The 26,863-nt window shown below is 42.5% G+C and carries 27 protein-coding genes; 3 read left to right on the top strand and 24 right to left on the bottom strand.

Annotated elements, in window-relative coordinates; translation table 11 throughout:
• Nucleotides 1–71: 71 nt before the first annotated feature.
• The 13 genes from adcA to F9B91_RS05235 all read right to left on the bottom strand — a co-directional run bounded on the left by adcA (nucleotide 72) and on the right by F9B91_RS05235 (nucleotide 14,104).
• The gene (gene adcA, locus F9B91_RS05295; RefSeq protein WP_049546879.1) at nucleotides 72–1,577 is read right to left on the bottom strand and encodes a zinc ABC transporter substrate-binding lipoprotein AdcA; all 1,506 of its coding nucleotides are present in this window, start codon (nucleotides 1,575–1,577) and stop codon (nucleotides 72–74) included.
• A 9-nt stretch (nucleotides 1,578–1,586) separates the two neighbouring features.
• Complete coding sequence (locus tag F9B91_RS05290) at nucleotides 1,587–2,393, bottom strand: metal ABC transporter permease (protein WP_045612455.1); 807 nt, start codon at nucleotides 2,391–2,393, stop codon at nucleotides 1,587–1,589.
• Complete coding sequence (locus F9B91_RS05285) at nucleotides 2,386–3,090, bottom strand: metal ABC transporter ATP-binding protein (RefSeq protein WP_001269496.1); 705 nt, start codon at nucleotides 3,088–3,090, stop codon at nucleotides 2,386–2,388. Before F9B91_RS05285 ends, F9B91_RS05290 begins: the two co-directional genes overlap by 8 nt.
• Complete coding sequence (gene adcR / locus F9B91_RS05280; RefSeq protein ID WP_001249308.1) at nucleotides 3,090–3,530, bottom strand: zinc-dependent transcriptional regulator AdcR; 441 nt, start codon at nucleotides 3,528–3,530, stop codon at nucleotides 3,090–3,092. The genes F9B91_RS05285 and adcR overlap by 1 nt, the downstream gene beginning before the upstream one ends.
• A gap of 156 nt (nucleotides 3,531–3,686) precedes the next feature.
• Nucleotides 3,687–4,955: a D-alanyl-lipoteichoic acid biosynthesis protein DltD gene (gene dltD / locus F9B91_RS05275; RefSeq protein ID WP_150922693.1), complete on the bottom strand. Its 1,269-nt coding sequence runs from the start codon at nucleotides 4,953–4,955 to the stop codon at nucleotides 3,687–3,689.
• Complete coding sequence (dltC, locus tag F9B91_RS05270) at nucleotides 4,948–5,187, bottom strand: D-alanine--poly(phosphoribitol) ligase subunit DltC (RefSeq protein WP_000351967.1); 240 nt, start codon at nucleotides 5,185–5,187, stop codon at nucleotides 4,948–4,950. The genes dltD and dltC overlap by 8 nt, the downstream gene beginning before the upstream one ends.
• A gap of 12 nt (nucleotides 5,188–5,199) precedes the next feature.
• Nucleotides 5,200–6,444, bottom strand: coding sequence for a D-alanyl-lipoteichoic acid biosynthesis protein DltB (gene dltB / locus F9B91_RS05265; RefSeq protein WP_150922692.1), 1,245 nt, complete (start codon nucleotides 6,442–6,444; stop codon nucleotides 5,200–5,202).
• Entirely contained in the window at nucleotides 6,441–7,991 is a 1,551-nt protein-coding gene (gene dltA / locus F9B91_RS05260; protein WP_150922691.1) for a D-alanine--poly(phosphoribitol) ligase subunit DltA, read from the bottom strand. Before dltA ends, dltB begins: the two co-directional genes overlap by 4 nt.
• Nucleotides 7,992–8,011: 20 nt before the next feature.
• A complete protein-coding gene (locus tag F9B91_RS05255; RefSeq protein ID WP_000813667.1) occupies nucleotides 8,012–8,143 on the bottom strand; it encodes a teichoic acid D-Ala incorporation-associated protein DltX in 132 nt (43 codons plus the stop codon).
• A gap of 223 nt (nucleotides 8,144–8,366) precedes the next feature.
• On the bottom strand, nucleotides 8,367–9,071 hold the full coding sequence (locus tag F9B91_RS05250) for an MIP/aquaporin family protein (RefSeq protein ID WP_150922690.1): 705 nt from the start codon (nucleotides 9,069–9,071) through the stop codon (nucleotides 8,367–8,369).
• Nucleotides 9,072–9,141: 70 nt separating this feature from the next.
• Entirely contained in the window at nucleotides 9,142–10,968 is a 1,827-nt protein-coding gene (gene glpO / locus F9B91_RS05245) for a type 1 glycerol-3-phosphate oxidase (protein WP_150922689.1), read from the bottom strand.
• A gap of 41 nt (nucleotides 10,969–11,009) precedes the next feature.
• Nucleotides 11,010–12,518 (bottom strand): glycerol kinase GlpK, encoded by a 1,509-nt coding sequence (gene glpK / locus F9B91_RS05240; RefSeq protein WP_000076785.1) that lies wholly within the window; start codon nucleotides 12,516–12,518, stop codon nucleotides 11,010–11,012.
• A gap of 158 nt (nucleotides 12,519–12,676) precedes the next feature.
• Nucleotides 12,677–14,104 carry a helix-turn-helix domain-containing protein gene (locus tag F9B91_RS05235; RefSeq protein WP_150922688.1) on the bottom strand — a complete coding sequence of 476 codons (1,428 nt, stop codon included), beginning with the start codon at nucleotides 14,102–14,104 and terminating at the stop codon, nucleotides 12,677–12,679.
• Nucleotides 14,105–14,268: 164 nt separating this feature from the next.
• On the opposite strand from F9B91_RS05235, the gene hslO reads away from it, so the two are divergent.
• Nucleotides 14,269–15,141, top strand: coding sequence for an Hsp33 family molecular chaperone HslO (hslO, locus tag F9B91_RS05230; protein ID WP_031227923.1), 873 nt, complete (start codon nucleotides 14,269–14,271; stop codon nucleotides 15,139–15,141).
• A complete protein-coding gene (dusB, locus tag F9B91_RS05225) occupies nucleotides 15,128–16,108 on the top strand; it encodes a tRNA dihydrouridine synthase DusB (RefSeq protein WP_000183308.1) in 981 nt (326 codons plus the stop codon). Before hslO ends, dusB begins: the two co-directional genes overlap by 14 nt.
• 57 nt (nucleotides 16,109–16,165) lie before the next feature.
• Here dusB and F9B91_RS05220 read toward each other — a convergent pair whose 3' ends face one another.
• Nucleotides 16,166–16,852, bottom strand: coding sequence for a YoaK family protein (locus F9B91_RS05220; RefSeq protein WP_084887729.1), 687 nt, complete (start codon nucleotides 16,850–16,852; stop codon nucleotides 16,166–16,168).
• Between the two features lie 126 nt (nucleotides 16,853–16,978).
• Nucleotides 16,979–17,677 carry a hypothetical protein gene (locus F9B91_RS05215; RefSeq protein ID WP_084887727.1) on the bottom strand — a complete coding sequence of 233 codons (699 nt, stop codon included), beginning with the start codon at nucleotides 17,675–17,677 and terminating at the stop codon, nucleotides 16,979–16,981.
• Nucleotides 17,678–17,955: 278 nt separating this feature from the next.
• On the opposite strand from F9B91_RS05215, the gene F9B91_RS05210 reads away from it, so the two are divergent.
• On the top strand, nucleotides 17,956–18,186 hold the full coding sequence (locus F9B91_RS05210) for a hypothetical protein (RefSeq protein WP_084887725.1): 231 nt from the start codon (nucleotides 17,956–17,958) through the stop codon (nucleotides 18,184–18,186).
• A 73-nt stretch (nucleotides 18,187–18,259) separates the two neighbouring features.
• Here the strand turns inward: F9B91_RS05210 and F9B91_RS05205 are convergent, their stop codons facing one another.
• The 9 genes from F9B91_RS05205 to F9B91_RS05165 form a co-directional block, all read right to left on the bottom strand.
• Nucleotides 18,260–19,033 carry an NUDIX domain-containing protein gene (locus F9B91_RS05205; RefSeq protein WP_084887723.1) on the bottom strand — a complete coding sequence of 258 codons (774 nt, stop codon included), beginning with the start codon at nucleotides 19,031–19,033 and terminating at the stop codon, nucleotides 18,260–18,262.
• Between the two features lies 1 nt (nucleotide 19,034).
• Entirely contained in the window at nucleotides 19,035–19,814 is a 780-nt protein-coding gene (gene pnuC / locus F9B91_RS05200; protein WP_150922687.1) for a nicotinamide riboside transporter PnuC, read from the bottom strand.
• A 9-nt stretch (nucleotides 19,815–19,823) separates the two neighbouring features.
• Nucleotides 19,824–20,882 carry an AAA family ATPase gene (locus F9B91_RS05195; RefSeq protein WP_150922686.1) on the bottom strand — a complete coding sequence of 353 codons (1,059 nt, stop codon included), beginning with the start codon at nucleotides 20,880–20,882 and terminating at the stop codon, nucleotides 19,824–19,826.
• A 147-nt stretch (nucleotides 20,883–21,029) separates the two neighbouring features.
• Nucleotides 21,030–23,462, bottom strand: a complete 2,433-nt coding sequence (locus F9B91_RS05190) for an ATP-dependent Clp protease ATP-binding subunit (RefSeq protein WP_150922685.1) — start codon at nucleotides 23,460–23,462, stop codon at nucleotides 21,030–21,032.
• A gap of 1 nt (nucleotide 23,463) precedes the next feature.
• Nucleotides 23,464–23,922 carry a CtsR family transcriptional regulator gene (locus F9B91_RS05185; protein WP_049524434.1) on the bottom strand — a complete coding sequence of 153 codons (459 nt, stop codon included), beginning with the start codon at nucleotides 23,920–23,922 and terminating at the stop codon, nucleotides 23,464–23,466.
• Nucleotides 23,923–24,040: 118 nt separating this feature from the next.
• Nucleotides 24,041–24,769, bottom strand: a complete 729-nt coding sequence (locus tag F9B91_RS05180; protein WP_150922684.1) for an ABC transporter ATP-binding protein — start codon at nucleotides 24,767–24,769, stop codon at nucleotides 24,041–24,043.
• A complete protein-coding gene (locus F9B91_RS05175; protein ID WP_150922683.1) occupies nucleotides 24,769–25,776 on the bottom strand; it encodes an ABC transporter substrate-binding protein in 1,008 nt (335 codons plus the stop codon). Before F9B91_RS05175 ends, F9B91_RS05180 begins: the two co-directional genes overlap by 1 nt.
• 37 nt (nucleotides 25,777–25,813) lie before the next feature.
• The gene (locus F9B91_RS05170) at nucleotides 25,814–26,572 is read right to left on the bottom strand and encodes an ABC transporter permease (protein ID WP_162489585.1); all 759 of its coding nucleotides are present in this window, start codon (nucleotides 26,570–26,572) and stop codon (nucleotides 25,814–25,816) included.
• Nucleotides 26,535–26,825, bottom strand: a complete 291-nt coding sequence (locus F9B91_RS05165) for a thiamine-binding protein (protein ID WP_061589694.1) — start codon at nucleotides 26,823–26,825, stop codon at nucleotides 26,535–26,537. The genes F9B91_RS05170 and F9B91_RS05165 overlap by 38 nt, the downstream gene beginning before the upstream one ends.
• Between the last annotated feature and the right edge of the window lie 38 nt (nucleotides 26,826–26,863).

The following is a 26,863-nucleotide window of genomic DNA, read 5'->3' as shown; positions in this document are numbered from 1 at the left end:
CTTTGAAAATGTTAACCATCTATTTTGTAACTAAAAAGATAGCCTCATACAAAGCTATCCTTTGATTCTCATCAATGCGCCAACATTTCTTGAGCGATTTCTTGGCCAGATAGGTTATCTGGGTAGTAGGTTGGCCAGTTATCCATTTCTTCAAAGAGGGCTTCTTGGCTTGTGCCTCCAAAGAAGATATGGAAATGTTCTGCCTTAACTGGGGCGATATTGTGGTCACTAAACTGAACATACTTGAACTGTCCAGCGTCTGCATCTGTGGCTTCAAAGAGGAAGCGCACGCCACGATTGCCTTTCTTGTAAGTCAAGATTTTCTTACCAACATACTTGTAGGTGAATTTCTTACTTTGTCCACCTTGAACAAATTCCATAGTATTATCAGAAATGTTGATCTTAGTGACATCTGTCTGATAGCCTTTTGTATAGTAAGCCTTGTACTCAGCCTGAGTCATCTTACCAGTCAACTTAGACTTGTAGTCAAAGACTTGGTCAAACGTACCATCTTCAAGGAAAGGATAAACTGATTGCCAGTTACCTACATAGTCACTCAAGGTGCGGTCCTTGACGTCTGCATCCTCGAAGTAACCATTTTGAACTGTCTTGGTATCCTCTGCCTTTTCAGGCTCAATTGCTGGGCCTTCTTGGTCCGTTGTTTGTTTCAGAGCCTTGAGGTTTTTCTCCATAACGGAGATGTAGTTTTCGCCAGCCTTGGTATCCTCTTCTGTCAGACTTTCTAAAGGATTGAGGACATCTGTTTTGACACCTGCTTCTTTTGAAAGTGTGTTAGCAAGTGCTTGTGAAGCATTTTCTTCAAAGTAGATATAGGCAATTTTATTTTTCTTGACGTACTCTGTCAATTCTGCCAGACGAGCAGCTGATGGTTCTGCATCTGGAGAGAGACCTGAGATTGCGACTTGTTTGAGTCCATAGTCCAAGGCAAGATAGTTAAAGGCTGCGTGTTGAGTCACAAAGCTCTTTTGTTTGGCTTGAGACAAGCCTTCTGCATAAGCCTTATCCAAGGCTTGCAATTTTTCGATATAGGCAGCAGCATTCTTTTCAAAGGTCTCTTTTTTATCAGGATAATCTGCTGACAAGCTATCACGGATGTGCTCTACAAGTTTAACGGCACGAACTGGTGATAACCAAACATGGGGATCGTACTCATGGTGATGGCCTTCTTCTCCATGGTCATGGTCTCCCTCTTCTTCCTCACCACCTGGCAAAAGCAACATATCGCCTGTCGCCTTGATGGTTTTGACCTTTTTCTTATCCAAAGTATCTAGCAATTTAGGGACCCATGTTTCCATGTTTTCATTTTCATAAACGAAGGTATCTGCGTCTTGGATTTTGGCAACTGCCTTGGCAGACGGTTCATATTCATGGGGTTCTGTACCAGCACCGATGAGGAGTTCTACATTAGCAGTATCTCCTGCGACTTGCTTGGTAAATTCATAGACAGGGTAAAAGGTTGTCACAATATTTAGTTTGCCATCTGCCTGCTTTTGATTGGAACAAGCCACTAAAAACAAGGCACATAGACTGGCGAACAATAAGCTAATTTTTTTCACGTTAGTCTCCTATTTGATAAAACGTCTTACTAAACTAATGAGTAAAAAGACAGTTACAAAAATAATGGTAATACTTGCACTTGCAGGTGTTTCTGCATAGTAGGAAATGTAAAGTCCTGCTACCATTCCCAAAAATCCAATAGCACTGGCAAGCAGCATAACCGATTTAAAGTTTTTCCCCAGACGCAGGGCAATACTAGCTGGCAAGACCATAATGGTCGATACCAGAAGAGCTCCCGCAGCTGGAATCATAAGGGCAATGGCCACCCCCGTCACCATGTTAAAAAGAATGGACATGGTACGAACTGGCAAACCATCCACAAAGGCCGTATCCTCATCAAAGGTCAGGATATACATAGGACGAAGGAAGAGAAAGGTCAAAATCAAGACAACCGCCGCAATGACAAAGAGGGAAATGACCTGCTCTTCGCTAATAGTCACGATTGAACCAAAAAGGTACTGGTCCAAACTCATAGAACTAGAGCTTTTACCCTTGCTCATGACAATCAGAGAAACAGCCAGACCTGTCGACATGAGGATAGCTGTCCCGATTTCCATAAAGTTCTTGTAAACCGTACGGAGATACTCCAGGAAGACTGCCGCAATCAAGACAATAGCAATCGTAGAAATAGTCGGAGAAATCCCCAGAACCAGACCAAAGGCTACACCCGAAAGCGAGACGTGGCTGAGGGTATCACTCATCAAACTCTGACGACGCAAGATAAGGAAGGTCCCCAATACCGGCGAGAAAAGACTCATGGCAATAACGGCCAGAAAGGCACGTTGCATAAAGTCATAAGATAACAAACTAAGCATGGCCCACCTCCTGATCATTCTCATGAACGTTGAAACAACGCCATGGTGAGTCTTGGTTACGGACTAGATGGATATTGCGATCCGCATAATCCTTAACTTCTTCAGGGTCATGGGTAATCATCAAAACAGCCTTGCCATGATGATGGGCGCTGTGGTGCATGAGTTCGTAAAATTCATTTTTACTTCCTGCATCCATCCCCGTTGTCGGCTCATCTAGAATAAACACATCTGGATCCGAAGCAAACATACGCGCAATCACCGCTCGCTGCTTTTGTCCTCCAGATAGAGACCCCAAGCGTTTGTCTCGATGTTCCCACATACCAACTGAGTCCAAACTAGCCTTGATATGCTCCTCATCATGAGCATTCAAACGACGGAACCAACCCTTTCGTGGATAGCGACCCGACTTGACAAATTCATAAACCGTACTTGGAAAACCAGCATTAAAACTGGCAATCTGCTGGGGAAGATAGGCTATTCTCAATTTCTTACCCTGCGTATTTGTCTTTGAAATGGTCACCTTTCCAATGCGTGGCTGAAGGATTCCAAGACTGGCCTTAATCAGTGTCGTCTTAGCTGCCCCATTCTCCCCTGTCAAGGTAACAAATTCCCCACTATCAACACTATAATTGATATGTTCAAGAACGGGCTCCTTATCATAATAGAAGGATAAATCCTCTACCGTAATGTATCTCATTATTTGATTTCTCCTACTAAAGCAGTCAAAAACCGCTGAATAACTTTTTGTTCATTTGGAGTAAACTGAGTTGCCACTTGTTCATAGGTTAAAAGTGTATGCTCATGGTGATGATGGTGCTCCTCAGCGATTGGACGAGCCAAATCAGTCAACTGATAAAAAATCACACGCGCATCCTTAGGATCTTTAGATGTTTCCAACATCCCTTCCTTGACCAAAGACTTAATGGCCTTGGTAACCGCCGCCTGACTGACATTGAGGCGACGGGCCAACTCTGAATTTGTTAAAGATTCCTCTGACAAGAGCATGAGAATGTGCTCCTGAGTATTGGTCAGGGCTACCTCGCTAGTGCAATGACCTATTAGGATTTCATGCTGATTTTCCGCCTGCAAAATCACCTCATTTAAAAAGGCATCGATATCCTTCGCTAGCTGTCTCATATCTGACTCCTTTCCTTTTAGACTTCTCTTTTTTAAGAGAAAATACTATTCTTTAAAAAAAAAAATTATTTACTGGTTAATTATATCACAACCAAAAAAAGAGTCAAGAAAAAACGTGAAAATAGGCTTCATTCTTGAACTCTTCTATATTATGATCTATTGAAATTCTTTGACATCTCCATCATAAGTCGCCCAATCTTTGCTGAAAAAGCGCTCATTCAGATGGTAAGTCGGAGCTGGTGTGGGATTGGATAGGAAAGGATCAACTGCCTTGTCAAAAGCCAACCAACCCAACCAACCAAGGTGAATGGTATCCTTCATAAAGAAAGGCTCCCCGCCATCCTTAGAAAAATCTGCTATATTGGTAAAACCTTGACTTTCTAACTGATAACGAATCTTTTGCACCGTTTGTTGGTACATATCCTCTCGTAAACCAGCATAGTCCATCCATTTTTTATTAACAGGTGGAATGATAAAAATCGGGTTTACCTTGGATTTAGAAAACTGTGTCAACACTAACTGCAAGTCATTATATTCTGGCGACTTGAGATAGGTAAAATTTTTCTGAGAATCCTTTAATTTATTCAAATCCTTCTTAATCTGTGTATTATAGAAATAATTCTCCATTCCCAGATCATTATTAGAAGTATTCTTTTCTGCATCTGCTTTGACAACATCTTCTATAGCTTGATAAGAAAACTGATCTGGCAAGGTCTTTAAATACTTAGCTACATGCTTATCGTATTTGAAATAGCCTCTAACCGAAAACTGACCAAAAAAGGAAGCTTGACGTTCATTAAAACGAGCCAATAATTCAATCATTTCATTGTCTGCCGTCGACAATTCTTCTTTACTTGCCAACTTCTGAACCAGGTCCTTCATAGCTACATTTGGAAACTGCTGTAGTAAGCGGGTCGCTGCATATTGACTAGCCTGATCTCCAGATTGATGTTCCAGAAAACTCGTCAACTGATCCCCATTAAAATACTGCTGGAAGGCTGCTGGCTCATAGCCATTTTTACTAAACCACTGGGGCGAGATGACATATACAACTTGTTTATTCTCCAGTTGTGGCAACATCTGTTGCATCCCAAAATACTGGTTGAGCGATGCAGCTCCCCTCTGTCCTAAAAGATAGGGGCGATAAGAGCGGTTGTATTTCTCAGCCAATACCGCAGGATGGGCACCGTCAAAACGAAGCCATTCACTGGACCCTAGAAAAGGAATAAAACGCATATTTGGATCTGTAAGAGCCCTTACTTTTTGGCTTCTCTCTTTAAAACTCTCTACACTAACAGAAGCCGCCGAATATTTCTCCTCCGTCAGATTATGGCTTGTTGTACTTGGATAAAAAAAGATGAGTAGAAGAACCAAAAATCCAGCTATGAAGATGGGCCCGAAAATCATCCATAAGCGTTTAAGCATTTTGTAGCTCCACAATACCAGCTATGATTTTATTGGCTGTATTCCAGTCGTCGCGACCAAACTCTGTTACAGGAACGCGAATGTCAAAACGGTTTTCAATCTCCACAATCAACTCTACCGTTCCCATACTATCCAAGACACCTGCATCAAAAAGATCTTCATCCATCATGTCAGAAACATCTTCCATAAACAACTCATCAATAATTTCGATAACTTCTGATTTGATATCCATATTTTATTTCCTTTATTTTTTAAACCATAAATCATTCAAGAATCCAGAAAAGATTAAGAATGACAGCATGACGACATGGAAGGTGATAACCATGCCAAGCAACTGAATCCAGCGATTCTCAGGTAGAGCAGGCTTCCCTGCTTTTTTCCGTTCCTTATTGAGTGTTTTTTTCTTACGAACCCAAGCGTCATTGATGACCAAACCCAATCCATGAAAGAGTCCATAGGCGATGTAGTACCAGGTCACGCCATGCCAAAATCCCATAATCAGCATATTTACAATGTAGGCCACACTTGAGGTTACATTGCGATTCTTAAAGACCTTCTTTCTGGTTAACACCATGACCATTCGCATAAAGACAAAGTCACGGAACCAGAAAGAGAGACTCATATGCCAGCGATTCCAAAATTCCTTTAAATCCCTTGATAAAAAAGGCTTATTAAAGTTGATGGGGCTACGGATTCCCATTAAGTTTGAGATAGCCAAGGCAAACATAGAGTAACCTGCAAAGTCAAAGAAGAGCTCCAAACCAAAGGTATACATAACTGCCAAGGCATAGGGGTTAAAGAAGCCACCTGACTGCAGGGCTAGATTCTTCAGAGGAGGTAGTAAAGTTTCTCCTAAAACATGAGCCAGGATAAACTTGTACAAAAATCCCCACATGATATAGCGAACGGATTCTTCCAGCATATCCATCAACTCATCTCGCTCAGGAATGGTCTGATAATTTTCATTAAAACGCTTAAAGCGATCGATTGGACCACTTGAAAAAGTCGGCATGAAGAGAAGAAAACGGAGGAATTCCCAGAGGGTAAAATCCTTAATCACTCCATCTCTCAGCTCGATGATAATTCCAACCGAACGAAAGGTCAGGTAAGAAATTCCCAAGAACCCAAGCAAAGACTGCGTTCCATTGATAGCTGGCTGCACCTTGACAAAGATAATCGGAAGGAGGGACAGAAAACTAACTAGGTAGAAGACCCACTTTCCATCCTTACTTTTTCGATAATGCTTGTAGAAGAGTAGGAGCAATATTTCCCAGCAAAGGTAAGTACCCAAGGCAGCTAGTTGATTGGTCTTTCCACCCACCAACATGGTGATGATAAAGAAGAGACTTACCAGCACTTCATACCAGGCAAAGCGTTTCTTGAAAAAGAGGCCTACAAAGATGGGCAAGGTTGCAGCAATCACATAAACAAAATACTGAGGATTGCCATATGGCTCTAAATGAGGAAGCTGTTGAAAGAACTCCATCATCTCTTGTTCACCTCGTTAATCAATCCTTTGATGTCAATTTTTCCATTTGGAGTCAGTGGCAAACTGTCTCGATAAAGGAATTTAGACGGCATCATGTAGGACATCATGATATCTGTTAAATCTTCCTTGATAGCCTTGGTAATATCAATATCTCGCTCAAACTGCTCACGAACACCGTCTTTCAAGATGACATAAGCCAATAGATTTTGCACCTTGTGGTCTTTATTATAACGTGGCACAGCTACAGCAGACTCGATAAAGCGAGACTTATTGAGGTTTTGAGAGACATCTTCTAACTCAATGCGGTAACCGTTAAACTTAATCTGGAAGTCCATGCGTCCGCCGTAGAGAAGCAAGCCTTCATCTGTCATAGTTCCCACATCTCCTGTATGGTAGGCTGGTAGACCTTCAAACTCAAAGAAGGCTTCTGCCGTTTTTTCAGGATTGTTCATATAACCTTTTGAAACGGCTGGTCCAGAAACAATGATTTCTCCCTGTTCACCATTTGGCAGTTTCTTGCCATTCTCATCAATGATAAAGGTTGGAGAATCAGCCTTGGTATAGCCGATTGGTAGGCGTTTGAGAGTCGCTAGCATCTCGTCTGTCACAGCAACTGCTGACAGGGCTACTGTCGCTTCTGTTGGGCCGTAGGCATTGATAATACGGGCATTTGGGAAACGTTCGCGTAGTTTTTGAGCCGTTTTAACCGTCAATTCTTCACCATCAAAGTAGAAATGCGTGATTCCAGGCATTTTCTCACTATTAAAGTCTTCTGACAACATGGCCATATCCGCAAAAGAAGGGGTTGATGTCCAGATAGCGATTGGCAATGAAAAGATGGTCGCAAAGAGTTGCTTAAAGTCCTGAGTAATAGCTGAAGGAAGAGCGAAGAGCGTACCACCCAGTGCCAAGGTCGGTGCCCAGTACATGACAGACAAGTCAAAAGAATAAGGTGGCTGAGCCAGCATTTGCGAACGACTTGGCGTCGCAAATTCCTTGTCCGTAATCATCCAATTGGTAAAGCTGAGGAGGTTATCATGGGAAATCTGTACTCCCTTTGGCTTACCAGTCGTACCAGAAGTAAAGATGATGTAGTAGTTATCATCACCCTTGACTGGATGCGTGATCTCATAGCTAGTCCCTTGAGCAAAGGCTTCTTGCACCTGAGCTAGATTCATCATTGGCGTAGAAACCTGCTCCAATGGAAAGTCTGAGATGGCAATAATCAAGCTTGGCTCTGCTACTTCTAAAATAGCTGAAACTCGCTCCAAAGCCGAATGGCTATCAATGGGAATGTAGGCATGACCTGACTTAGTCAGCGCTACAAAGGTTGCCAACATTTCATATTCTTGGCCACCAAAAACAACCACAGGAGACTTCTCAGGCAAGCCTAGTTGGTCAATGGCTGCAGCCAAACTATCCGAATCAGCCTTCAAATCTCCATAAGTGTGTTCCTGACCCAAAACATTATAAACAGGATAGCTAGGCTGGGTCTGAGCAAAATGCTCAATGGTTTCAATCATATCTGCTATTGGTTTATTTGACACAATAGGGATTCTCCTTCAAGTTAAAATTCATTATAGATAAAGCTTCCTTGACCCTGACCAAGATAGCTAAAAAAGTAAAGCAGCCCCAGAAAGATAAGAAAATACAAGGCTGTCCGACCAAGAAAGAGGTACAATTCTTTTCTCTGTTTCATCAAGAAAAACCATTCATTTCTGTAATTTTTAGCTAAAATAAGAGTGATTCTTACTAGCTTATTTTTCTACCATTGTACCACTTTATATAGTATTTTTTCAATTGTTTGCCGTAGATTTTCATTATATTTAAGCTAATTTTAAAATTATGCGGTTTTTCTATGTATATTTTTAAAAAAGCCTGAGATTTTCATCTCAAGCTTTTCAACATAATTGTTTTCTAGATTAGAAAAGCGAGAATACAAGCACGGCCAAGGCTGCACCGATAACAGGTCCCACAACTGGAATCCAAGCGTAAGACCAATCTCCGTCTCCCTTGTTTGAAATTGGCAAGATGCTATGCATGATACGAGGTCCAAGGTCACGCGCAGGGTTCAAGGCACAACCTGTTGTTCCACCTAGTGATAGAACGATACCGACAATCAAAGTTCCCACTGCGAAGGTTCCGATTCCTGCTTGAAGGTCATAAAGTCCCAAAGCAAAGATTGTTAATACCAATACAAAAGTTCCTAGGATTTCACTAATCAAGTTTGATACAGTATCTTTTATAGCTGGTCCAGTACTGAAGGTTGCCAGGATATTGCCTGCATTTTCTTCTGCCTCATAATGCGGCTTGAATTGCAACCAAACCAAAATCTGACCGAGCATAGCCCCTGCGAACTGGGCTAAGATATAAGGCAAAACGGAAGCCCAAGGTAAATCACCTTTTAAAGCCACACCAATTGTCACAGCTGGGTTTAAATGAGCTGGACTGAGCGTACCAGATACAAAGGCCGCAACGGCTACAGCAATTCCCCATCCCATAGTGATGACAATCCATCCTGAATTGTTACTCTTGGTTTTGGGAAGAACCACACCTGCTACAACACCATTTCCTAGGAGGATAAGGATTAAGGTCCCCAAAAACTCTCCAAATAATTCTTTCATCATATCGTTGTCTCCTTTTAAAAGAAGGAGAGAGAAGGCAAGGAACGCTTGCTTCCCTCTCTTCTAGTTTTTCTTAATTTTTTAATTCTGCTAAATCGTTATTAGCAAGAGCTGCTTTTACATCAGCACGGTAAGTTGCTTTTTCTTCTTCTGACCAATCATAGAATCGTCCCATTTCATCCAGAACTGGCTCAACGATGCTATCCAAACTATCACGCATAAAGAGCATGTGGTTGGTGCGACGAAGGAGGAAGTCAACTGGGCTCAGAGCCAACTCATTGCGCATTGCATAGTGCAGAGACAAGGTATCAGCCAAACTAAGACCTGGTGCTTGTTCTAAACTATGAGCAAGGGCAAAGACCTTCGGTGCATTTGAACCGTAAAGATTTGCTAGGTAATGAGCTTCCTTGCTATCCAAACCACGTGACACTCCAAGTTGCGCAAAGGCTTCGATTTCTGAGTCCACATTTGCTGGGTTCAATTCCCCACCTGAAACAGGGTAAGTCTTAGAATTGATGAGTTTAAAGCTACGGTCAAATTCTGCTTTGAGGATGTCAACCACGCGCTCCATAGCTCCTTCAGCCATCTTACGGTAGTCTGTGATTTTACCACCAGCAAGGGTCAAGAGACCATTATCATCTCGGTCCAAGCTAGAACCACGAGAAACTGCAGATGGGTCCAAATGTTTCTCAGAGGTACTGCTTTCAAGCTTGCTAACAGCAGCCTCTACATCTTCACGAGTTTTTTCTTTAGAGAGATAAGATTCAACAGTCGTAATCAAGTTGTTAAAGCTTTCATCACTGATGGTTCCGTTATTTCCTCCATTGTAGTCAGAAGCGCTATTGCCTGCGATCAATGGACGAAGACCTGCCCAGCTGCTTTCGATATCATCAATAGTAATGTTGGCTTCTGGGAAGCGGTTATTGACAATGCCAAGTAGGTAATCTACATCTTCCTGCGTCACTTTTGGATGTTCCAAATCACCTGTGTAGTCTGTATCCGTTGTACCGAAGTAAGTCTTGTTTTCACGTGGGAGAACAAAGACCATACGGCCATCACCCAAACCTGTATCAAAGTAAACTGGCTGTGAAACCTTGATCTTGCTTGAATCCACTACCAAGTGAACTCCCTTAGTTGGACGCATTTGTGAGAATTGTGTTCCCTTATTAGACAAATTGCGCACCTTGTCGCTCCAAGGACCTGTTGTGTTAATAACCAGACGGGCCTTGATTTCAAAGACTTGGTCTGTCAAGAGATCACGAGCTACAACACCTGTAATCTTGCCACTTTCGTCAAATAGGAAGCCTTCTGCCTTCACGTGGTTAGCAATGAGGGCACCGTCCTGGTTGGCACGTTTGATGTTTTCGATCACGAGACGAGCATCGTTGTTACGGAAGTCAAGATAAACTCCACCTCCTACCAAACCTTCTTTCTTCAAGTTTGGCTGGCGTTCCAAGACTTCTTCCTTGCTCAAAACCTTGTTAGCAGCTGGTGTGTTGTTGACACCTGCCAAGAGGTCGTAAAGATCCATAGCTACTTTAAGACGGAAGAGGCTAAAAGTAGCTCCATCTTCATCGTAAACTGGCAAGAGCATTGGGTCTGGTTTCGGAATGTGTGGAGCGATTTGTTGAACCACTGCACGTTCAGAAACTGTATCTGATACCACTTCTACATCAAATTGCTTAAGGTAACGTAGTCCTCCGTGAACCAGTTTTGTTGAACGGCTGGATGTCCCTTCTGCGAAGTCCTGCATTTCAATCAAACCAGTATCTAGACCACTAGCTGCTGCCTGCAAGGCTACACCAGCCCCTGTAATTCCTCCACCGATAATCAAGAGGTCCAAGGTACGTTCCTGCATTTTTTGAATTGATAATTCACGTGTTTTCTTTGAAAATTCCATTTTTACACACTTTCTAACTAAGTCACTTTATTCTTCCAGTATTAGTCGTCTATTTCCGCAAAGACTTGGGTTGCTTTTACAGCCTTCTTCCAGCCCTTGTAGAGTTGTTCCTTGCGCGATTCGTTCATAGATGGCTCAAAGAGTTCTCCTGTCTCGTTCAAGAGTTTCAACTCATCCAAGTCCTTCCAATAGCCCACTGACAAACCTGCTAGGAAGGCTGCACCTAGAGCTGTTGTTTCCAAGTTTTTGGCGCGTGCGATATCGATTCCCAAAATGTCAGCTTGGAACTGCATGAGGAAGTTGTTCATAGCTGCACCACCATCCACCTTCAAGACTTGGATAGCTGTCTGAGCATCCACTTGCATGGTGTCGATGATGTCACGCACTTGATAAGCGATAGATTGAAGAGTTGCCTTGATAAAGTCTTCTTTAGTTGTTCCACGAGTTAAGCCAAAGACAGAACCGCGAGCGTTTTGGTTCCAGTATGGAGCTCCTAGACCTGTAAAGGCTGGAACAACATAAACTTCATCGTTGTTGTGAGAATCACGGGCATATTTTTCAGATTCTGGTGAATTTTCGACCATGCGAAGTCCATCACGAAGCCATTGAATGGCACTTCCTGCGATGAAGATAGAACCTTCCAAGGCATAGTAAACCTTGCCATTGATTCCGTAACCAATCGTTGTCAAGAGATTGTTTTCAGACAACTGCATTTCTTCACCAGTATTCATGATGATGAAAGAACCTGTTCCGTAAGTATTTTTAACCATACCTGGTTCAAAGGCCAACTGTCCAAAGAGGGCCGCTTGTTGGTCCCCAGCCATACCTGAGATTGGCACTTCTCCACCGTAGAAATGGAATGGGGCTGTCTTGCCGTAGATTTCAGAGTTAGAACGAACTTCTGGTAGCATAGCCTTAGGAATGTTGAGGATTTCCAAAATCTCGTCATCCCATTTGAGTTCTTTAATGTTATAAAGCATGGTACGAGCTGCATTTGAGTAGTCGGTCACGTGAGCCGCACCGTCAGTCAATTTCCAAACCAACCAAGTATCAATGGTACCAAAGAGCAATTCCCCTTTTTCAGCTCGCTCTTGCGCACCCTCTACATGGTCTAAAATCCAACGAACCTTGGTAGCAGAGAAGTAAGCATCGATGATCAAACCAGTCTTTTCATGGAATTTTTCCACATAACCTTGACTTTTTAGTTGTTCAGCCAAAGGTGCTGTCTGACGTGATTGCCAAACGATAGCATTGTAGATAGGAAGTCCTGTTTTCTTATCCCAGACAACCGTTGTTTCACGCTGGTTAGTAATTCCGATTGCTTCGATTTGATTTGGCTTGACACCACTTTCGATGAAAGCACCCGCAATAACTGACTGGACTGAGTTCCAAATTTCATTGGCATTGTGCTCTACCCAACCTGCCTGAGGGAAAATCTGGGTAAACTCTTTTTGACTCGAGCTGACCTTTTCTCCTTTTTTGTTGAAAATAATGGCACGAGAGCTTGTAGTCCCCTGGTCAATGGCCATGATGTATTTTTCTTGTGACATGTGCTGTCCTCCTGATAAAGATCTTGAGGATGTTTCCTCTTTACACTTACTAGTATACAAAATAAAGCGCTTTCTTGTTTATCAACTTTTTTTAATTTTTAAAAAAATGTGAGGAGATTGTGTGAATTTCACAAAAAGACCTGGAACGACCAAGCCTTTTAAGTGAATAATAACTGACGAATCGCTGCCAAATCTTCCATATCCAAGTCATTTTTTAAATAATAGACTGGTGTCTGTTCCTTCTTATGAATCGGGTTATTGGTAACCAGCAAATCATAATGTCGAGTTCGGTCATAGGCTTCAATGGTAATAAAACGATTATATTCCAAATACCGTTTCAAAATGGCTGCCATCCTTGAAAAGACAAGAAAACCAGATGTCAAATCCAGACCAATCCGCATATGCTGACCACCATTTTCAGCCATATATTCCATCAACTGAAGCCATTCCCAGAGAATTTTCTTATCCAAATCCGTCCCCTGCTGAAAGGCAGGTAGAGCATGAAAAATCTCCTCTGCCGTCCCCCTAAAATCATGTTCCATCAGTAAATATGGATGACGATTCTCTAACTTGTACTTGTAGCAATCCTGTAAAATATAGCCCTTATAAAGATAGACTTGAGCACAAAGCTGACTGAGTTCATAGGTAACATGGTCCTCTGTGTAATCACCCAGTAACTCCTCCTTCTTCATTTCTTGAATCAATTGCGTCAGCAAATCTGCCAACTGCCCTCCAAAACCAAGAATATACTCCATAGTATGAAGAGGAAGAATACGATGAGATAGGAGAAATGAGAAGAAAATCATCATCTCTCCATCCTCAGTTCCGAGAGGAAGGTGTTGCCCAGCAAAAAAGGACGGAGCCTTTCTCAGCAAACGAAGATAGAAAATATTGTCAAAATACCCTCGCATTTTCTCTTCTATGACTTGAAACTGACAGGCATTGACCCGAAGACGTTGTTGACTGATATGAGCCCAGAGAACCAAGTCCAATTTCTGCCCCGAAGATAAACTCGCACCGCAGATTTCTTCTAAAGTGGCAATCTCCTGTTTTCTCTCTGGTTTCTGCATGTGACCTTCCCATTCCTGACTCGACCAGACCTTGCGGAAAAGACAGAAATAGAAATAGCGAATCTGATGCTCTGGACCTCGCCAACGTCCATTTTGGATGGATAAGTCAAATTCTGACAAAATCTGATTTAAACTAGCTAAGTGGCGACCAAGCGTTGCCTCGCTAATCATCAATTCTTGAGCCAGTTGATGGGCTAGGAACTGTTGGTGATAGAGAAGATAGACCAAAATCTGGTATTTAACAGCATTCTCCAAAAACAAGCTCCGGATATCTCTCCCTTTGGTAGCTGCACCGATTGACAGACGCAGATTTTCATCTTCTAAGTGAATAGTCAGCTCTAAGCCACTATCCAAAGCCTTGTCATTAAGAAGGGTGACATATTTGGTTAGGGTTGCTTTTGAAAATCCTGTTTCCTCCATTACAGCCTTGACAGTCGTCTGAGACTCTTGTAATAGAAAGGAAAGGATTGAAAATTGGCCAGATTCGGCCTTTTCCATCAAATCTCCTAAATACATTTGTTACCCCTTTCATTTTCTACCTTAAGCATAGCATAAATCTTACAAATGCTGAAATAATCTGTTTCTCTTTTTATTTTCATGCTGATTTCCTGGTCCATTATCCTGAAAATCAGCAAACACACGGCTCCCCCTTTGGGCATTTTTATGCTAAAATAGTAGCTATGGATAAAATTATTAAAACAATATCAGAAAGCGGAGCCTTTCGTGCTTTTGTCCTTGACAGCACAGAAACCGTCCGCACTGCTCAAGAAAAACACCAAACCCAAGCTAGCTCAACTGTAGCGCTTGGTCGAACTCTTATCGCTAGCCAGATTCTCGCAGCCAATGAAAAAGGAAATACTAAACTAACAGTTAAAGTGCTGGGATCTAGCTCCCTAGGTGCTATCATCACCGTCGCTGATACCAAAGGTAACGTCAAAGGCTACGTTCAAAATCCTGGTGTTGACATCAAAAAGACTGCAACTGGTGAAGTCCTAGTCGGACCTTTTGTCGGCAATGGCCAATTCCTCGTTATCACAGACTATGGTACTGGAAATCCTTACAACTCTATGACCCCCCTCATCTCTGGGGAAATCGGTGAAGACCTTGCCTTTTACCTGACTGAAAGCCAACAGACCCCTTCTGCAGTCGGCCTCAATGTCCTTTTAGACGAAGAAGACAAGGTCAAGGTTGCTGGTGGTTTCCTAGTTCAAGTCTTGCCAGGAGCCAAGGAAGAAGAGATTGCTCGCTTTGAAAAACGCATCCAAGAAATGCCAGCTATCTCAACCCTTCTGGAAAGCGACGACCATATCGAAGCCCTCCTCAAGGCTATCTACGGTGACGAGGCCTACAAGCGTCTTTCTGAAGAAGAAATCCGTTTCCAATGTGACTGTAGTCATGAACGCTTTATGAACGCTCTTGCTAGCCTTCCAAGCTCAGACTTACAGGAAATGAAAGAGGAAGACCACGGAGCAGAAATCACTTGTCAATTCTGCCAAACAACCTACAACTTTGATGAAAACGACCTGGAGGAACTCATTCGTGACAAATCTTAATACACCCTTTATGATTGGCAATGTTGAGATTCCCAATCGTACCGTTTTAGCGCCTATGGCTGGCGTGACAAACTCAGCCTTTCGTACCATCGCAAAAGAGCTCGGAGCTGGACTCGTTGTAATGGAAATGGTCTCTGACAAGGGAATCCAATACAACAACGAAAAAACCCTGCACATGCTTCATATCGATGAAGGCGAAAACCCAGTTTCTATCCAATTATTTGGTAGCGATGAAGACAGCCTCGCACGCGCAGCAGAATTCATCCAAGAAAACACTAAGACCGATATCGTGGATATCAACATGGGCTGCCCAGTTAACAAAATCGTAAAGAACGAAGCTGGCGCTATGTGGCTCAAGGATCCAGACAAGATCTACTCTATCATCAACAAGGTCCAATCTGTCCTTGATATCCCCCTTACTGTCAAAATGCGTACCGGCTGGGCCGACCCATCTCTCGCAGTAGAAAATGCCCTCGCTGCTGAAGCTGCAGGCGTTTCTGCTCTTGCTATGCATGGCCGTACCCGTGAGCAAATGTATACAGGTCACGCAGACCTTGAGACCCTTCACAAGGTCGCTCAAGCTTTGACCAAGATTCCATTTATCGCCAACGGTGACATCCGTACAGTCCAAGAAGCTAAACAACGCATTGAAGAAGTCGGTGCTGACGCAGTTATGATTGGTCGCGCTGCCATGGGAAATCCCTACCTCTTCAACCAAATCAACCATTACTTTGAAACAGGAGAAATCCTACCTGATTTGACCTTTGAAGACAAGATGAAAATCGCCTACGAACATTTGAAACGCTTGATTAACCTCAAAGGAGAAAACGTAGCAGTTCGTGAATTCCGTGGACTCGCTCCTCACTACCTCCGTGGAACATCTGGCGCAGCTAAACTCCGTGGAGCCATTTCACAAGCTAGCACCCTAGCAGAGATTGAAGCCCTCTTGCAGTTGGATAAGGCATAGTCTCACATCTACAACTCACAAAAACGACAAAGCTCAAAAAATGAGTCTTGTCGTTTTTTATATGTTTTCATCTTGTAAATCTAATTGCTTCACTCTAGCTATATAGTAGGACATAATCAAAAACAAATTGAGGCTGATAATCCAAACAGACCATTCATGAAGAAAATGCATCAATACAGCCAAGCTGATTGCCCCCACTATGAAACTTCCCACAACAATCCCATAATTTAAGGCTTGACGACGGTATTCTTGGATATTTCCTTCTCTTCTAGCAATGCGATACAAAGCGGTCAACATCTTTCGGTAATTTCCAGACGTCATAAAAATGACATAGGGATGATCTTCAATCAAGCTACCCGTAAATGTTAGCATCATCATTCCTGTTCCAAAAGCGATGAAAGGAACTTCTAATAGAGGAGATCGTGAAAAGAAAGGCAAAATAAGTGTCCCAATAAATAAAGGAAGCAACATCTTAACTCGCCAGTAGGCCGTTTTGCGGTATTCTTTCATGTGTAGGGCAAACAGAAATCCTAGAGAAAAGAAGATAATTGAGCAGAATCGTAGCATCGTATTAATAACATTTGAGTCGTGCCAATCAGATATAAGTAGGAGAATATTCCCTGTCTGTGTCGCTACCAAACTACGGTATTGAATATGGCAAAACACATCCAAAGAACCACCTACAAATCCAAGAAATACTCCCATCAGTCGTGTGTTTTGAGGTAATATTAATTTATCCGCCATGTATTATCACTCGTTTTCCTTTGATTTTTTTATTATACCACTTTCTCTTGGAGAAACTAAGTGAAAAACAGTTGGCTCACTCTTTTACAGCACGATTTCTAGTAAAAGTTAAAGCACCAAATTTTATTATTGACTCAAAGCAACACTGGAAACCTTACCATCCGCTCCTGTTGTAATTTGGATGACTTTTCCTCCACCAATTTTGGCATTATACTTGCCATCATCAAGAGTATAAGAATAGCCTTTGATAGAGTAATTTTCTTTCTTTCCATCGGAAGATTCTACTGTAAATTGACCACCTGATGAAACTGTGATGGTTTCGCCATTTGCTCCCTTCCAATTGCCCGCTGCAGCTGAGAAATCACCATCTACCATGGTTAAAACACCCTTGTAGCGTTTATTTTGCTCTGCTTGTTTGTCTTGAAGTTTGCGGTCAGTTGTAGGATCATAGCTTGATTGGTTAGACTGGGCTTGAGGAGCCTGTTGAGTTGAAGGAGTCTGAGCAGGAGTTTGTTGACTAGCCGCCTGTTGATTAGCCACTTCTTGACCTTGTCTTTGCTCTGGTGCAGGTGCCGCTTGTGATGGCGTTGCAGTTACTGAAGACTGGTCAGTAGACGCCTTGGCCTTTTCAGATGAAGCTGAAATTGAGGACTTCTGAGTCTTGCTTTCTTTGCTAGCAGAAGCTGCTTTAGAGCTTGATGATTGGCTTGTCTTAGCAGAACTGCTTGCTTGAGTTGTTTCCTTTTTATTTCCACAAGCTCCTAATAGCAAGGTAGAAGCCAATACAGTTGCTGTCATCAATTTGATATAGGTTTTCTTTTTCATTTTTCTACTCCTTTGTAATATTTTAGAAATATAAAGAAATCTTTTTGTAATATAATTGTAACATTGAGATTTAAATATGTCAACAATTTATCTAAACTATTTTAAAAATCTTACATCATTTAGATACATTTACTCCTCCTACTCTTCTATTCGTAATAAAACAGAAAAACAGGAGATTTTCCTGTTAAACATTCGAATTTGTTTTTGTGTAATCGCTTGCATCTTTAAGTACAAAGGAATATAATAACATTGAAATAGAATATAGGAGGTGTAGACTTATGTTAAGCAAATATTACAAGTATCTTCCTTGGTTAATTTTGGGAGCTATTGGCTCTTATCAATCAGCCGCTTACTATGCGCGAACTGCATTTGATGTCTTCTATCTGACTACAATCTTTTTGATTGTCTATATCGCCTTGTTATTTTTACATGAGAACTATCTCAAGTATCGATACAAAGCCTTCTTTACTCACATGCTGAGCAATTCTAAGAAAGATAGCCATCCCTAAAAACAGTCGCAACAGCAAAACCATTTCATGATGGTACATAAAGAGGTCGGGAACTTTGTCCCGACCTCGTTTTTTATTTCAATCGATAGGTTTTTCTTGGTTTCTTTTTAGGCACTCGTTTGAGTCCGACTTCTTCTACATATTCTCCGTATTTTACGAGAAAGTTATTGCTGACGATTGGACGACCGGGGTTGATAAGATTGACCAGTTCAGTTCCTTCGTAGACAGTGAACTCCTCATCCAGCAGATAAAGGAAGGTCGGATTCCAGTCGAGGCGGCCTTGGATTCGTTTGATGGATTCTTGGATAATGGCATAATGGTCAAAAGCGAAGGCTTGCTCCTCTAACTCTACTCCCTCTAAGAAGCACTTGCCTGTCTGAAAATCGACATCTACGAAAACGACATCCTTGGCATCGTCTCCTGCTTGAACAAGTTCTAATGCACGACTAGGCAGATAAACCAAGTGGGCAATGGTCACTGTCCAGCCCCGGGGGTCACGGCCGGGGGTCGATACGGTCATCAATTGCTCGATTTTTTCCAAAGGAAGATCGAGATTGACTTCTTCTCTCACCTCACGCTGACAGGCATGCGCAGCATCTTCGCCCTTGTCCATAAATCCTCCAACTAAGGCCAAACAATTTTGATATGGATGAGCCTTGCGACGAATTAATAAAAGCTTGATCTTTCCTTCAACAAAGCAGTAGGCTACCATATCCACCGTCACACTTGGTTTTTCGTATTGAGGGAGTTCCTGCTTGTAGTACCAGTCTAAAAACTCCTCCTGACTGGCATGAATTTCAAAATATTCTTTTTCTGTCATCCCAGCTGGAATCATCGTGTCCGTCATTTTATGCCTCCTTACGAACTGCCTTAGTCCATTGGTACCAACCTACTAGACTATTGAGAGTGTAAACCCAGTACATCCCTTGGATGTGGATATTTTCACCCCACCAGAGGTAAATACTAAAGAGATTGGTTGCAATCCAGAAAATCCATTGCTCACGGTAGAGACGTGTCATCAAGAGCTGACCAACACCATTGGTCGCATCGGTAACACTATCACGGAAAGGGCGAGCACTATGGATACTTTGGTAAGCTAAGCCCATACCAATCCAGATGATAGCAGTCAAAGCCAAGTACTTGAGCCAGTCAAGCACAGATAATTTCTTGGCTTCAAAATGAGATTCTTCTGCTTTTCCTTGATCATTAATACGATTAGACAGCCAAGCATAGAGGCCAATCGGCTGCATGACAAAGAAGTAAACGGTCGTCAAAACTTCACCATAAAAAGTTGCATTCATGGCCAAAACCAAATAGATAGCAGAGTTAATAGCCCCGAAGAGATAATTGCTTGCACGTCCTTCTGCTACCAAGATAACACAGACAATCCCAGTCCAAGATGCAAACAAGCTCATCCAGTCATGACTTTCTGTATTTTGCGTGAATTCCAAGATCAAGGGAACACTTGACAGGACGGTGAGATACAACCACTGGAAGAGGCTACGGCCGACAAAGAGATCTTTCCAGAGCAGGTTCATGATTCCTGCAAAACCGATTTTGCGGGCTTCCGCATGGACATTTTTAAAGTTTTCGATAAATTGTGTGATTTTTTCAGTTAATTTTTTCATAATTTTCTCCTAATCTGCTTGGTAAATGGCATCAATAGCCACTTTTGCTGCTTCATAATTACCTAGGTAATCCTCAGCTAGATAAACTAGTGGAATGTTTGCTAAGTAGCGCTCCCTCATCTGGTCCAAATGCTGGGAAAAACTATGACGAATATGGTCTTCTGCCATGGTCATATCTCTAAATCCGTCATTGACATAGGAACCGACAGGTTGCACAAAGAGAATCAAGTCCCATTTTTCCTTAGCCAAGATAGAGGCAAAGAGATTATCAAAAGTCTCTCCTGATAAATCCCCTTGGTCCTCGGTCTCCATGTAATAATCATAGTAGCCCTTAGTTACTAAGGAGTTGGTGTCAGCTATCACCAATCCCCTATTGGCATTACTGTCAATTAACTTAGAGGTCTGGTCATACTGCCCCAACAGGAGATAATAGTAATCTTTTGGAGTCAATTCATCGTCGCGGACATTGTTTTTAATCTGGTACTCACGTGCGTATTCCAAACTGACGGGTGCATCGTAATACCTTGCCAAATCCTTGGCCAGAGTGGTCTTCCCATTGCTAGCACTTCCCATAATCAACACTTTCTTTGTAAACTGACGACGGAAGGGTTGAGCGATATATTTCCAATATTTGCTTGGATTTTCTCGAATCATAGTCGCTGAGATACCAAACTTTCTTTCTTGCAAGACAGTCTCAAAACCACGTTTAAATAATTCTTGCTCGTAGTCACGTTCTCCCACAAAGAAGATTAGTTCTTGCTGGTTTTCATCATAAGAAATCTCCGCTAACATTTGGTTCAACCACTCCTGCCAACCCATAGGGTAACGAGGAAGCTTGCTCTCGTCTAACTTGCAGACAGAGGTCAACTCGTCATCACGAAAGGCCTCTCGGATATAGCGGAATCTTTTTTGAAGCGTTAAGCCTACCTGCTCCCCTCGGTCTCCCTCATATCCTGAAACGACCACCCAGACCTGATCACACTGCCGCTTTGCTCGCTGGATTAGATCGATATGTCCTTGATGAAGTGGAGCAAAGGTTCCAAATACCACTCCTGTTTTCTTTTTCATAAACCTATTACCTTTTTATAATTTTCGATATTTTTATTATCTATGTTTTTATTATAAACTATATTTTTATTTTGTCAATAGTTTTTTATTGTTTTTTATAAAAAACTAGCAAAAAAGAGAATCAAGATTACTCCTGATTCTCCATTTTTATGCAATATCAAATTTTAACTGGCCTGCTTTAACACCAATCTTAAGTGTGCTGCCTGCCACCAAATCTCCCTTAAGAAGAAGTTCTGCCAACTTGTCTTCCACTTCTGTTTGCAAGGTTCTGCGAAGTGGACGAGCTCCCATCTCTGGGTCATATCCTTGATTTGCCAACAATTTCAGTGCGGAAGTTTGTAATTTCAAGTCAATGCCTTTTTCAGCCAAACTTGCAACTAAAGGTTTGACCATAATCTTCACCACTTCCTGCATATGGTCGCTAGACAGACTATGGAAGACCACCTTTTCATCAATACGATTGATGAATTCCGGTCTATAAGCCTTTTTCAACTCTTCAAACATGCGTTTTTCCATATTTTCCTGGTCAAAACGAATATCCTTAGCCCCAAATCCGACAGTCTTGTCATCCCGAAGGGCTGTCGCACCAAGATTTGACGTCATGATAATAATGGTATTTGAAAAGTCAACCTTGCGACCCTTGCTATCGGTCAAGACACCATCATCCAAGACCTGCAAGAGGACATTAAAGATGTCTGGGTGGGCTTTTTCTACCTCATCAAAGAGGAGAACGGAGTATGGTTTGTTGCGAACCTTCTCGGTCAACTCCCCACCTTCTTCATACCCCACATAACCCGGAGGAGCTCCATTGAGACGGCTGGCTGCGAATTTCTCCATATACTCACTCATATCAAAGCGGATAAGGGCTGATTCGTCATCAAAAAGAACTTCTGCTAGAGCCTTAGCCAATTCGGTCTTCCCAACACCTGTCGGTCCTAGGAACATAAAGGAACCAATCGGACGCTTGTGACTGCGAATCCCTGACTGATTGCGGCGAATGGCACGGCTAATGCTTGAAACTGCTTGATCTTGACCGATGACACGTTTGTGCAGTTCAGCTTCAAGATTTAGGTACTTCTTAGCATCCGTTTGAGTCAGTTTTTGAACTGGAATACCTGATAAGCGACTCAAGGTGATCAAAATATCAGACTCTGTCACCAAGTCTTTATAGACAGGCACTTCCTCTTCTTTTGCGATTAGCTGAGCTGCCTGTTTCCACTTACCATCCATCAAGGCCTTGTCAGCTGGACTCAAACCTGAATCGTCTGCTTTTACATGCTTAACCTTATTTTGCACTGTTGCTGCTGCTTCATCTAAGAGGTCGATAGCAGAGTCTGGCAAGTGACGACTAGTCAAGTAACGATGCGCCATCTTGACAGCTGTTTCGACCGCTTCATCTGTGATTTGCACACGGTGATGTTTCTCATAAGTCGCCTTCAAGCCCTGTAAAATGGTCATACTGTCGGCCACGCTTGGCTCTTCAATCGTCACTTTGGCGAAACGACGAGAAAGGGCCGCATCTTTTTCGATGTGTTTTTGGTATTCTTCCTGAGTGGTCGCACCAACCGTTCTCAAAGTTCCGCGCGCCAAGGCTGGCTTCAAGATATTGGCCGCATCCAGAGTCGAATCAATCCCGCTCCCAGAACCCATGATGGTATGAAGTTCATCGATAAAGAGAATGACTTGACCATCTTCTTCAATATCCTTGATGATATTGTTCATGCGTTCTTCAAAGTCACCACGGAAGCGTGTCCCTGCAACGACATTCATCAAATCAAGCTCTAACACGCGCATCTTAGCCATTTCCGTAGGCACATCCCCACTAGCAATACGCTGAGCAAGACCAAGCGCCAGAGCTGTTTTCCCGACACCAGCATCCCCAACCAAGACAGGATTGTTCTTGGTCTTACGGCTCAAGATTTGAATCATACGCGAGATTTCCTTATCCCGACCGATGACTGGTTCTAACTTGCCAGAACGAGCTTGCTCTGTCAAATCATGCGTATAATCCTCGAGACCACCACTCGGAGTCTGGGGCATACCCATCATATTAGCCATAGAATTTTGCTTGTCAGCTACTGTACGATGGCGTTGGCGTAGAGCCTTGAGGTCTTCACGAGTCCAGCCTGCACGTTCTTCTAGATTTCGACGTAGGGCAGCAATCTTAACCTGATCTTTCTTGTCTTCATAAGAAAAACCAGCCCTCTCCAAGATACGAGTCGCCAAGGCATTGCCATCATGCAAAATCGCATAAAGGACGTGCTCCGTCCCCAGCATCTTAGCATGAACCACTGACGCCACATACTCTGCTTCATCAAAAAGGACCTGCAAACGATGAGAAAACGGCAATTCCGTAAAGGTGTCATCCTGGCTATAGTCCGTTTCAGTCAGTTCCAAAGCCACCTCTTCTAAACGGTCCATCTCATATGGATAATCATTTAAAGTCGCCCCTGCCACACTATAACTGTGATTGGACATGGCAATCAACAAGTGCCAAGACTCTAGATAACGAGCTCCAAAATGGCCAGCAACCATGTAGGCACTTTCGATACATTCATTCAATGCTTTTGAATAGTTCATCTTACTTCCCTTTTCTATCTACCTCTTGTATGACCTGTCGTAGCATATTAGCACGAACAACTGGAGCTTCTTCTCCTAGAACGCGATCCAAAGCTACTGCTACCAGCAAATTCATCTCCTGCTTGGTCACCAATTCCTGCTCAACCAAAAGCTGTAGAATATCCTCATAAATTTCTTGACTGACCCGCTCGCCAATTGAGTAAAGTAGCTCCCTGAGCATTTCATGATGACTAGAAAACTCAATCCGTCCTATACGAATGTAGCCTCCGCCACCACGCTTACTTTCAACCAAGTAGCCTCTACTTTCCGTAAAGCGTGTCTTGATCACATAGTTAATCTGACTAGGAACAACCTGAAAAGTATCTGCCAACTGACTCCGTTGCAACTCCACAATACCAGATTGATCTAAAATCGCCTTGATGTAGGCCTCAATATGATCCGATGTATTTTTAAATCTCATTACAAACCCACCTCTCTCTTTGAACCTTGACTATCTTTGACTATTATACCGAAATTTTCTCATTTTTAAAAGAAAAAGGGCGCTGGTAAAGGATAATCTTCACCAACTCCCTATTTTTCTACTTATCTAAGCCTAATTCTGCCAAGATCTGACGTTTGTAGGCAATCTTTTGGACTTCCTTGTCCTCATCTTCAGACCAATCTAGTTTAATTTCTGAAACAATCTGCCCAGGGCGATTTTTCAAGATATAGATGCGGTCGCTGAGACTAAGGGCCTCCTCGATACTATGCGTGATGATCAAGGTTGTTAGCTGCAACTGCTTGTGAATCTCAAGGTACCAAGCGTGTAGTTCCATCTTGGTCATCTCATCCAAGGCGCTAAAGGCTTCATCTAAGAGAAAGAGCTTGTGCCCGAAAAGATAGGTACGAAGCAAGGCCACACGCTGGCGCATCCCACCACTGAGTTCATGAGGGTATTTATCTCTTACAGCTGTCAACTGGAAGGTCGCAAGAATTTCATCTGCGCGAGCAATAGCTTCTGCCTTATCCACCTTTTGAATCAAGAGAGGCAGTATGATATTGCCAAGCACCGTCTTGTGCTCCAAGAGCAGATCCTTCTGCAACATATAACTCACGCGCCCCTTGGGATTTTCTTCACCGTCAAGTACAATTCGCCCTGACTGGACTTCTAAAATCCCAGCGATTAGGTTAAAGAGGGTGGTCTTTCCAACACCACTCGGACCTAGGATAGAAACCACTTCACCTGTGGTTACCTGCAGGTTAATGTCCTCTAAAATCCTCTCCTCACCATAAGCATAACTGACGTGTTCTAGTCTAATTTCTGTCATTATTTCACAAATTCGTTAGTGAAGCCTTTGTCTGTCAAGTCTTCTTTAAGGATACCATTTTCTTTATCCCATTTGTAGAAGGCATTCCAGCGAGCTGCATCAAATTGACCCCATTTTTCCTTGTCGCTTGCGTATTCTTTTGACAAGTATTTTTGAGATTCGATGACAAAGTCACGTTTTTCCTTGAGTTCAGGTGCATTCTTGATGAGGATATCAGCTGCTTCCTCTGGATGCTCCATAGCGTATTGGTAGCCTTTTTTGATAGCTTGGATGACTTTACGTGCTTCTTCTTTGTTGTCTTTCAAATAGTCGTTGTTGGCGATGATAACTGGTGAGTAGTAGTCAAATTCTTTAACGTAGTCTTTCAAATACATGAAGTTAGCATCTACACCTTGAGATTTTGCAAGGATACCATCCCAACCGTAGTAGATCCAAGCAGTATCAAACACCCCATTAGCGATCGGCGTGATCGAGTTTGAGTCGTTGTTTGGTACCTTTTCTACCTTCTCAAAGTCCCCACCTTGTGATTCTATCAAGGTTTTCAACATAGCAAGCTCAGTTGGGTCATTCCATGTCCCGTATTTCTTACCAACCAAGTCTTTTGGACTAGCTACATTGTCAGATTTACGAGAGATGATTCCTGATGTATTGTGTTCTACGATAGCTGCAACGGCAGTAATTCCTGCTCCTTTTTCCAATTTTTTAGCCATGTAGTCTTGGAAATACACTGCAAATGGTGCCTTACCGTTAATAACCAAGTCAGAAGAACTTTCTTCTGGTGGCAATTTCAAATCAACATCCACTCCAGCTTCTTTGAAATAACCTTTTTCCTTAGCAACATAAAGCCCTGTGTGGTTGGTATTTGGTGTCCAGTCTAGGATAAAGTCAACTTTCTTGAGTTCTGCCTCTTTGTTATCCTTAGAAGCAGTTCCTTGACCACAGGCCACAAGTACAACAGCTACAAGAGCTGTTAAAACAGTTAAAAACACTTTCCATGGTTTTTTCATTTTGATTTCCTCTTTTCTTTTTTGAAACATTCTAATTCTACGAACGTTTCCATTTAATAACATATTTCTCGCTGATATCGACCAACTTCATACCCAGAAGGCTGATAATCGATACCAGAATAATAATAGCAAACATGGTATCATACTGAAACAGTTTCTTGGACTGAATCATGTAGACACCTAGTCCTTCAAAGCCTCCCAACCACTCAGATACCACTGTTGTGATGAAGGCGTAGGAGACACTGACCCTCAGACCTGCATAAAAGTAAGGCAGGCTGACTGGGATTTTAAAATGCCACAGGATTTGCCAAGGTTTGGCCTGCATCAGACTAAACAAGGTCAGCATATCCTTATCACAATGCCTAAAACCGTCCAAAATACTGACGATGATAGGAAAGGTAGTCGTCAAGATAATCAAGACAATCTTGGGCAAAATCCCATAACCTAGCCACAAAACCAGGATAGGGGCTATGGCAATAGTCGGGATAGTCTGAACAACCACCATCATAGGGTAAATCAGATCGTTAAGCCAAGTCAAACTGTCCATGAGCACAGCCATGATACAGGCAATCAAAACTCCCAGAACCAGCCCCAGTAAAGCCACTCTCAAGGTCGCCCAGCTATGGTGCCAGAGAAATTCTCTATCGCGCACAAAAGACTGGAGGATTTCAAGAGGTGTCGGCAGAATAAACTTGGGGAGAAGTTTAAGAAAACCTGCTAACTGCCAGATTGACAAGACTCCTAGAAAGCCCAATAGACTAATGTGTCGTCTCAGTATACTTTTCAAGTTTCTCATCAATACTTAAAATCTCTCCTACATTTATTTTGACATTAGCAAAGACATTGTCTGCCTCCTGCCCTGCCACTGCTAGCGCTTCTTTTAGAATGCGCATGAGTTCATCAAACTCCCCTTCCAAGACCGTTTCAAATGGTGTCACCACCATAGTCACCTCTTGAGCTTGCAGATAAGCAATGACCTGATCAATAACAGCAATCCGATCAATCCCCTGTGATAGTGGTAAAACTTGCAAGGCAATGCTTGCTTTCATAACAACCTCCTCTTCTCGTTTTCCTTTGACAAAAAGAA

Origin of the sequence: Streptococcus mitis (assembly GCF_008763935.1) — a bacterium.
Lineage (GTDB): Bacteria > Bacillota > Bacilli > Lactobacillales > Streptococcaceae > Streptococcus > Streptococcus mitis_DB.
This window is presented reverse-complemented; position numbering and strand designations above follow the sequence as displayed.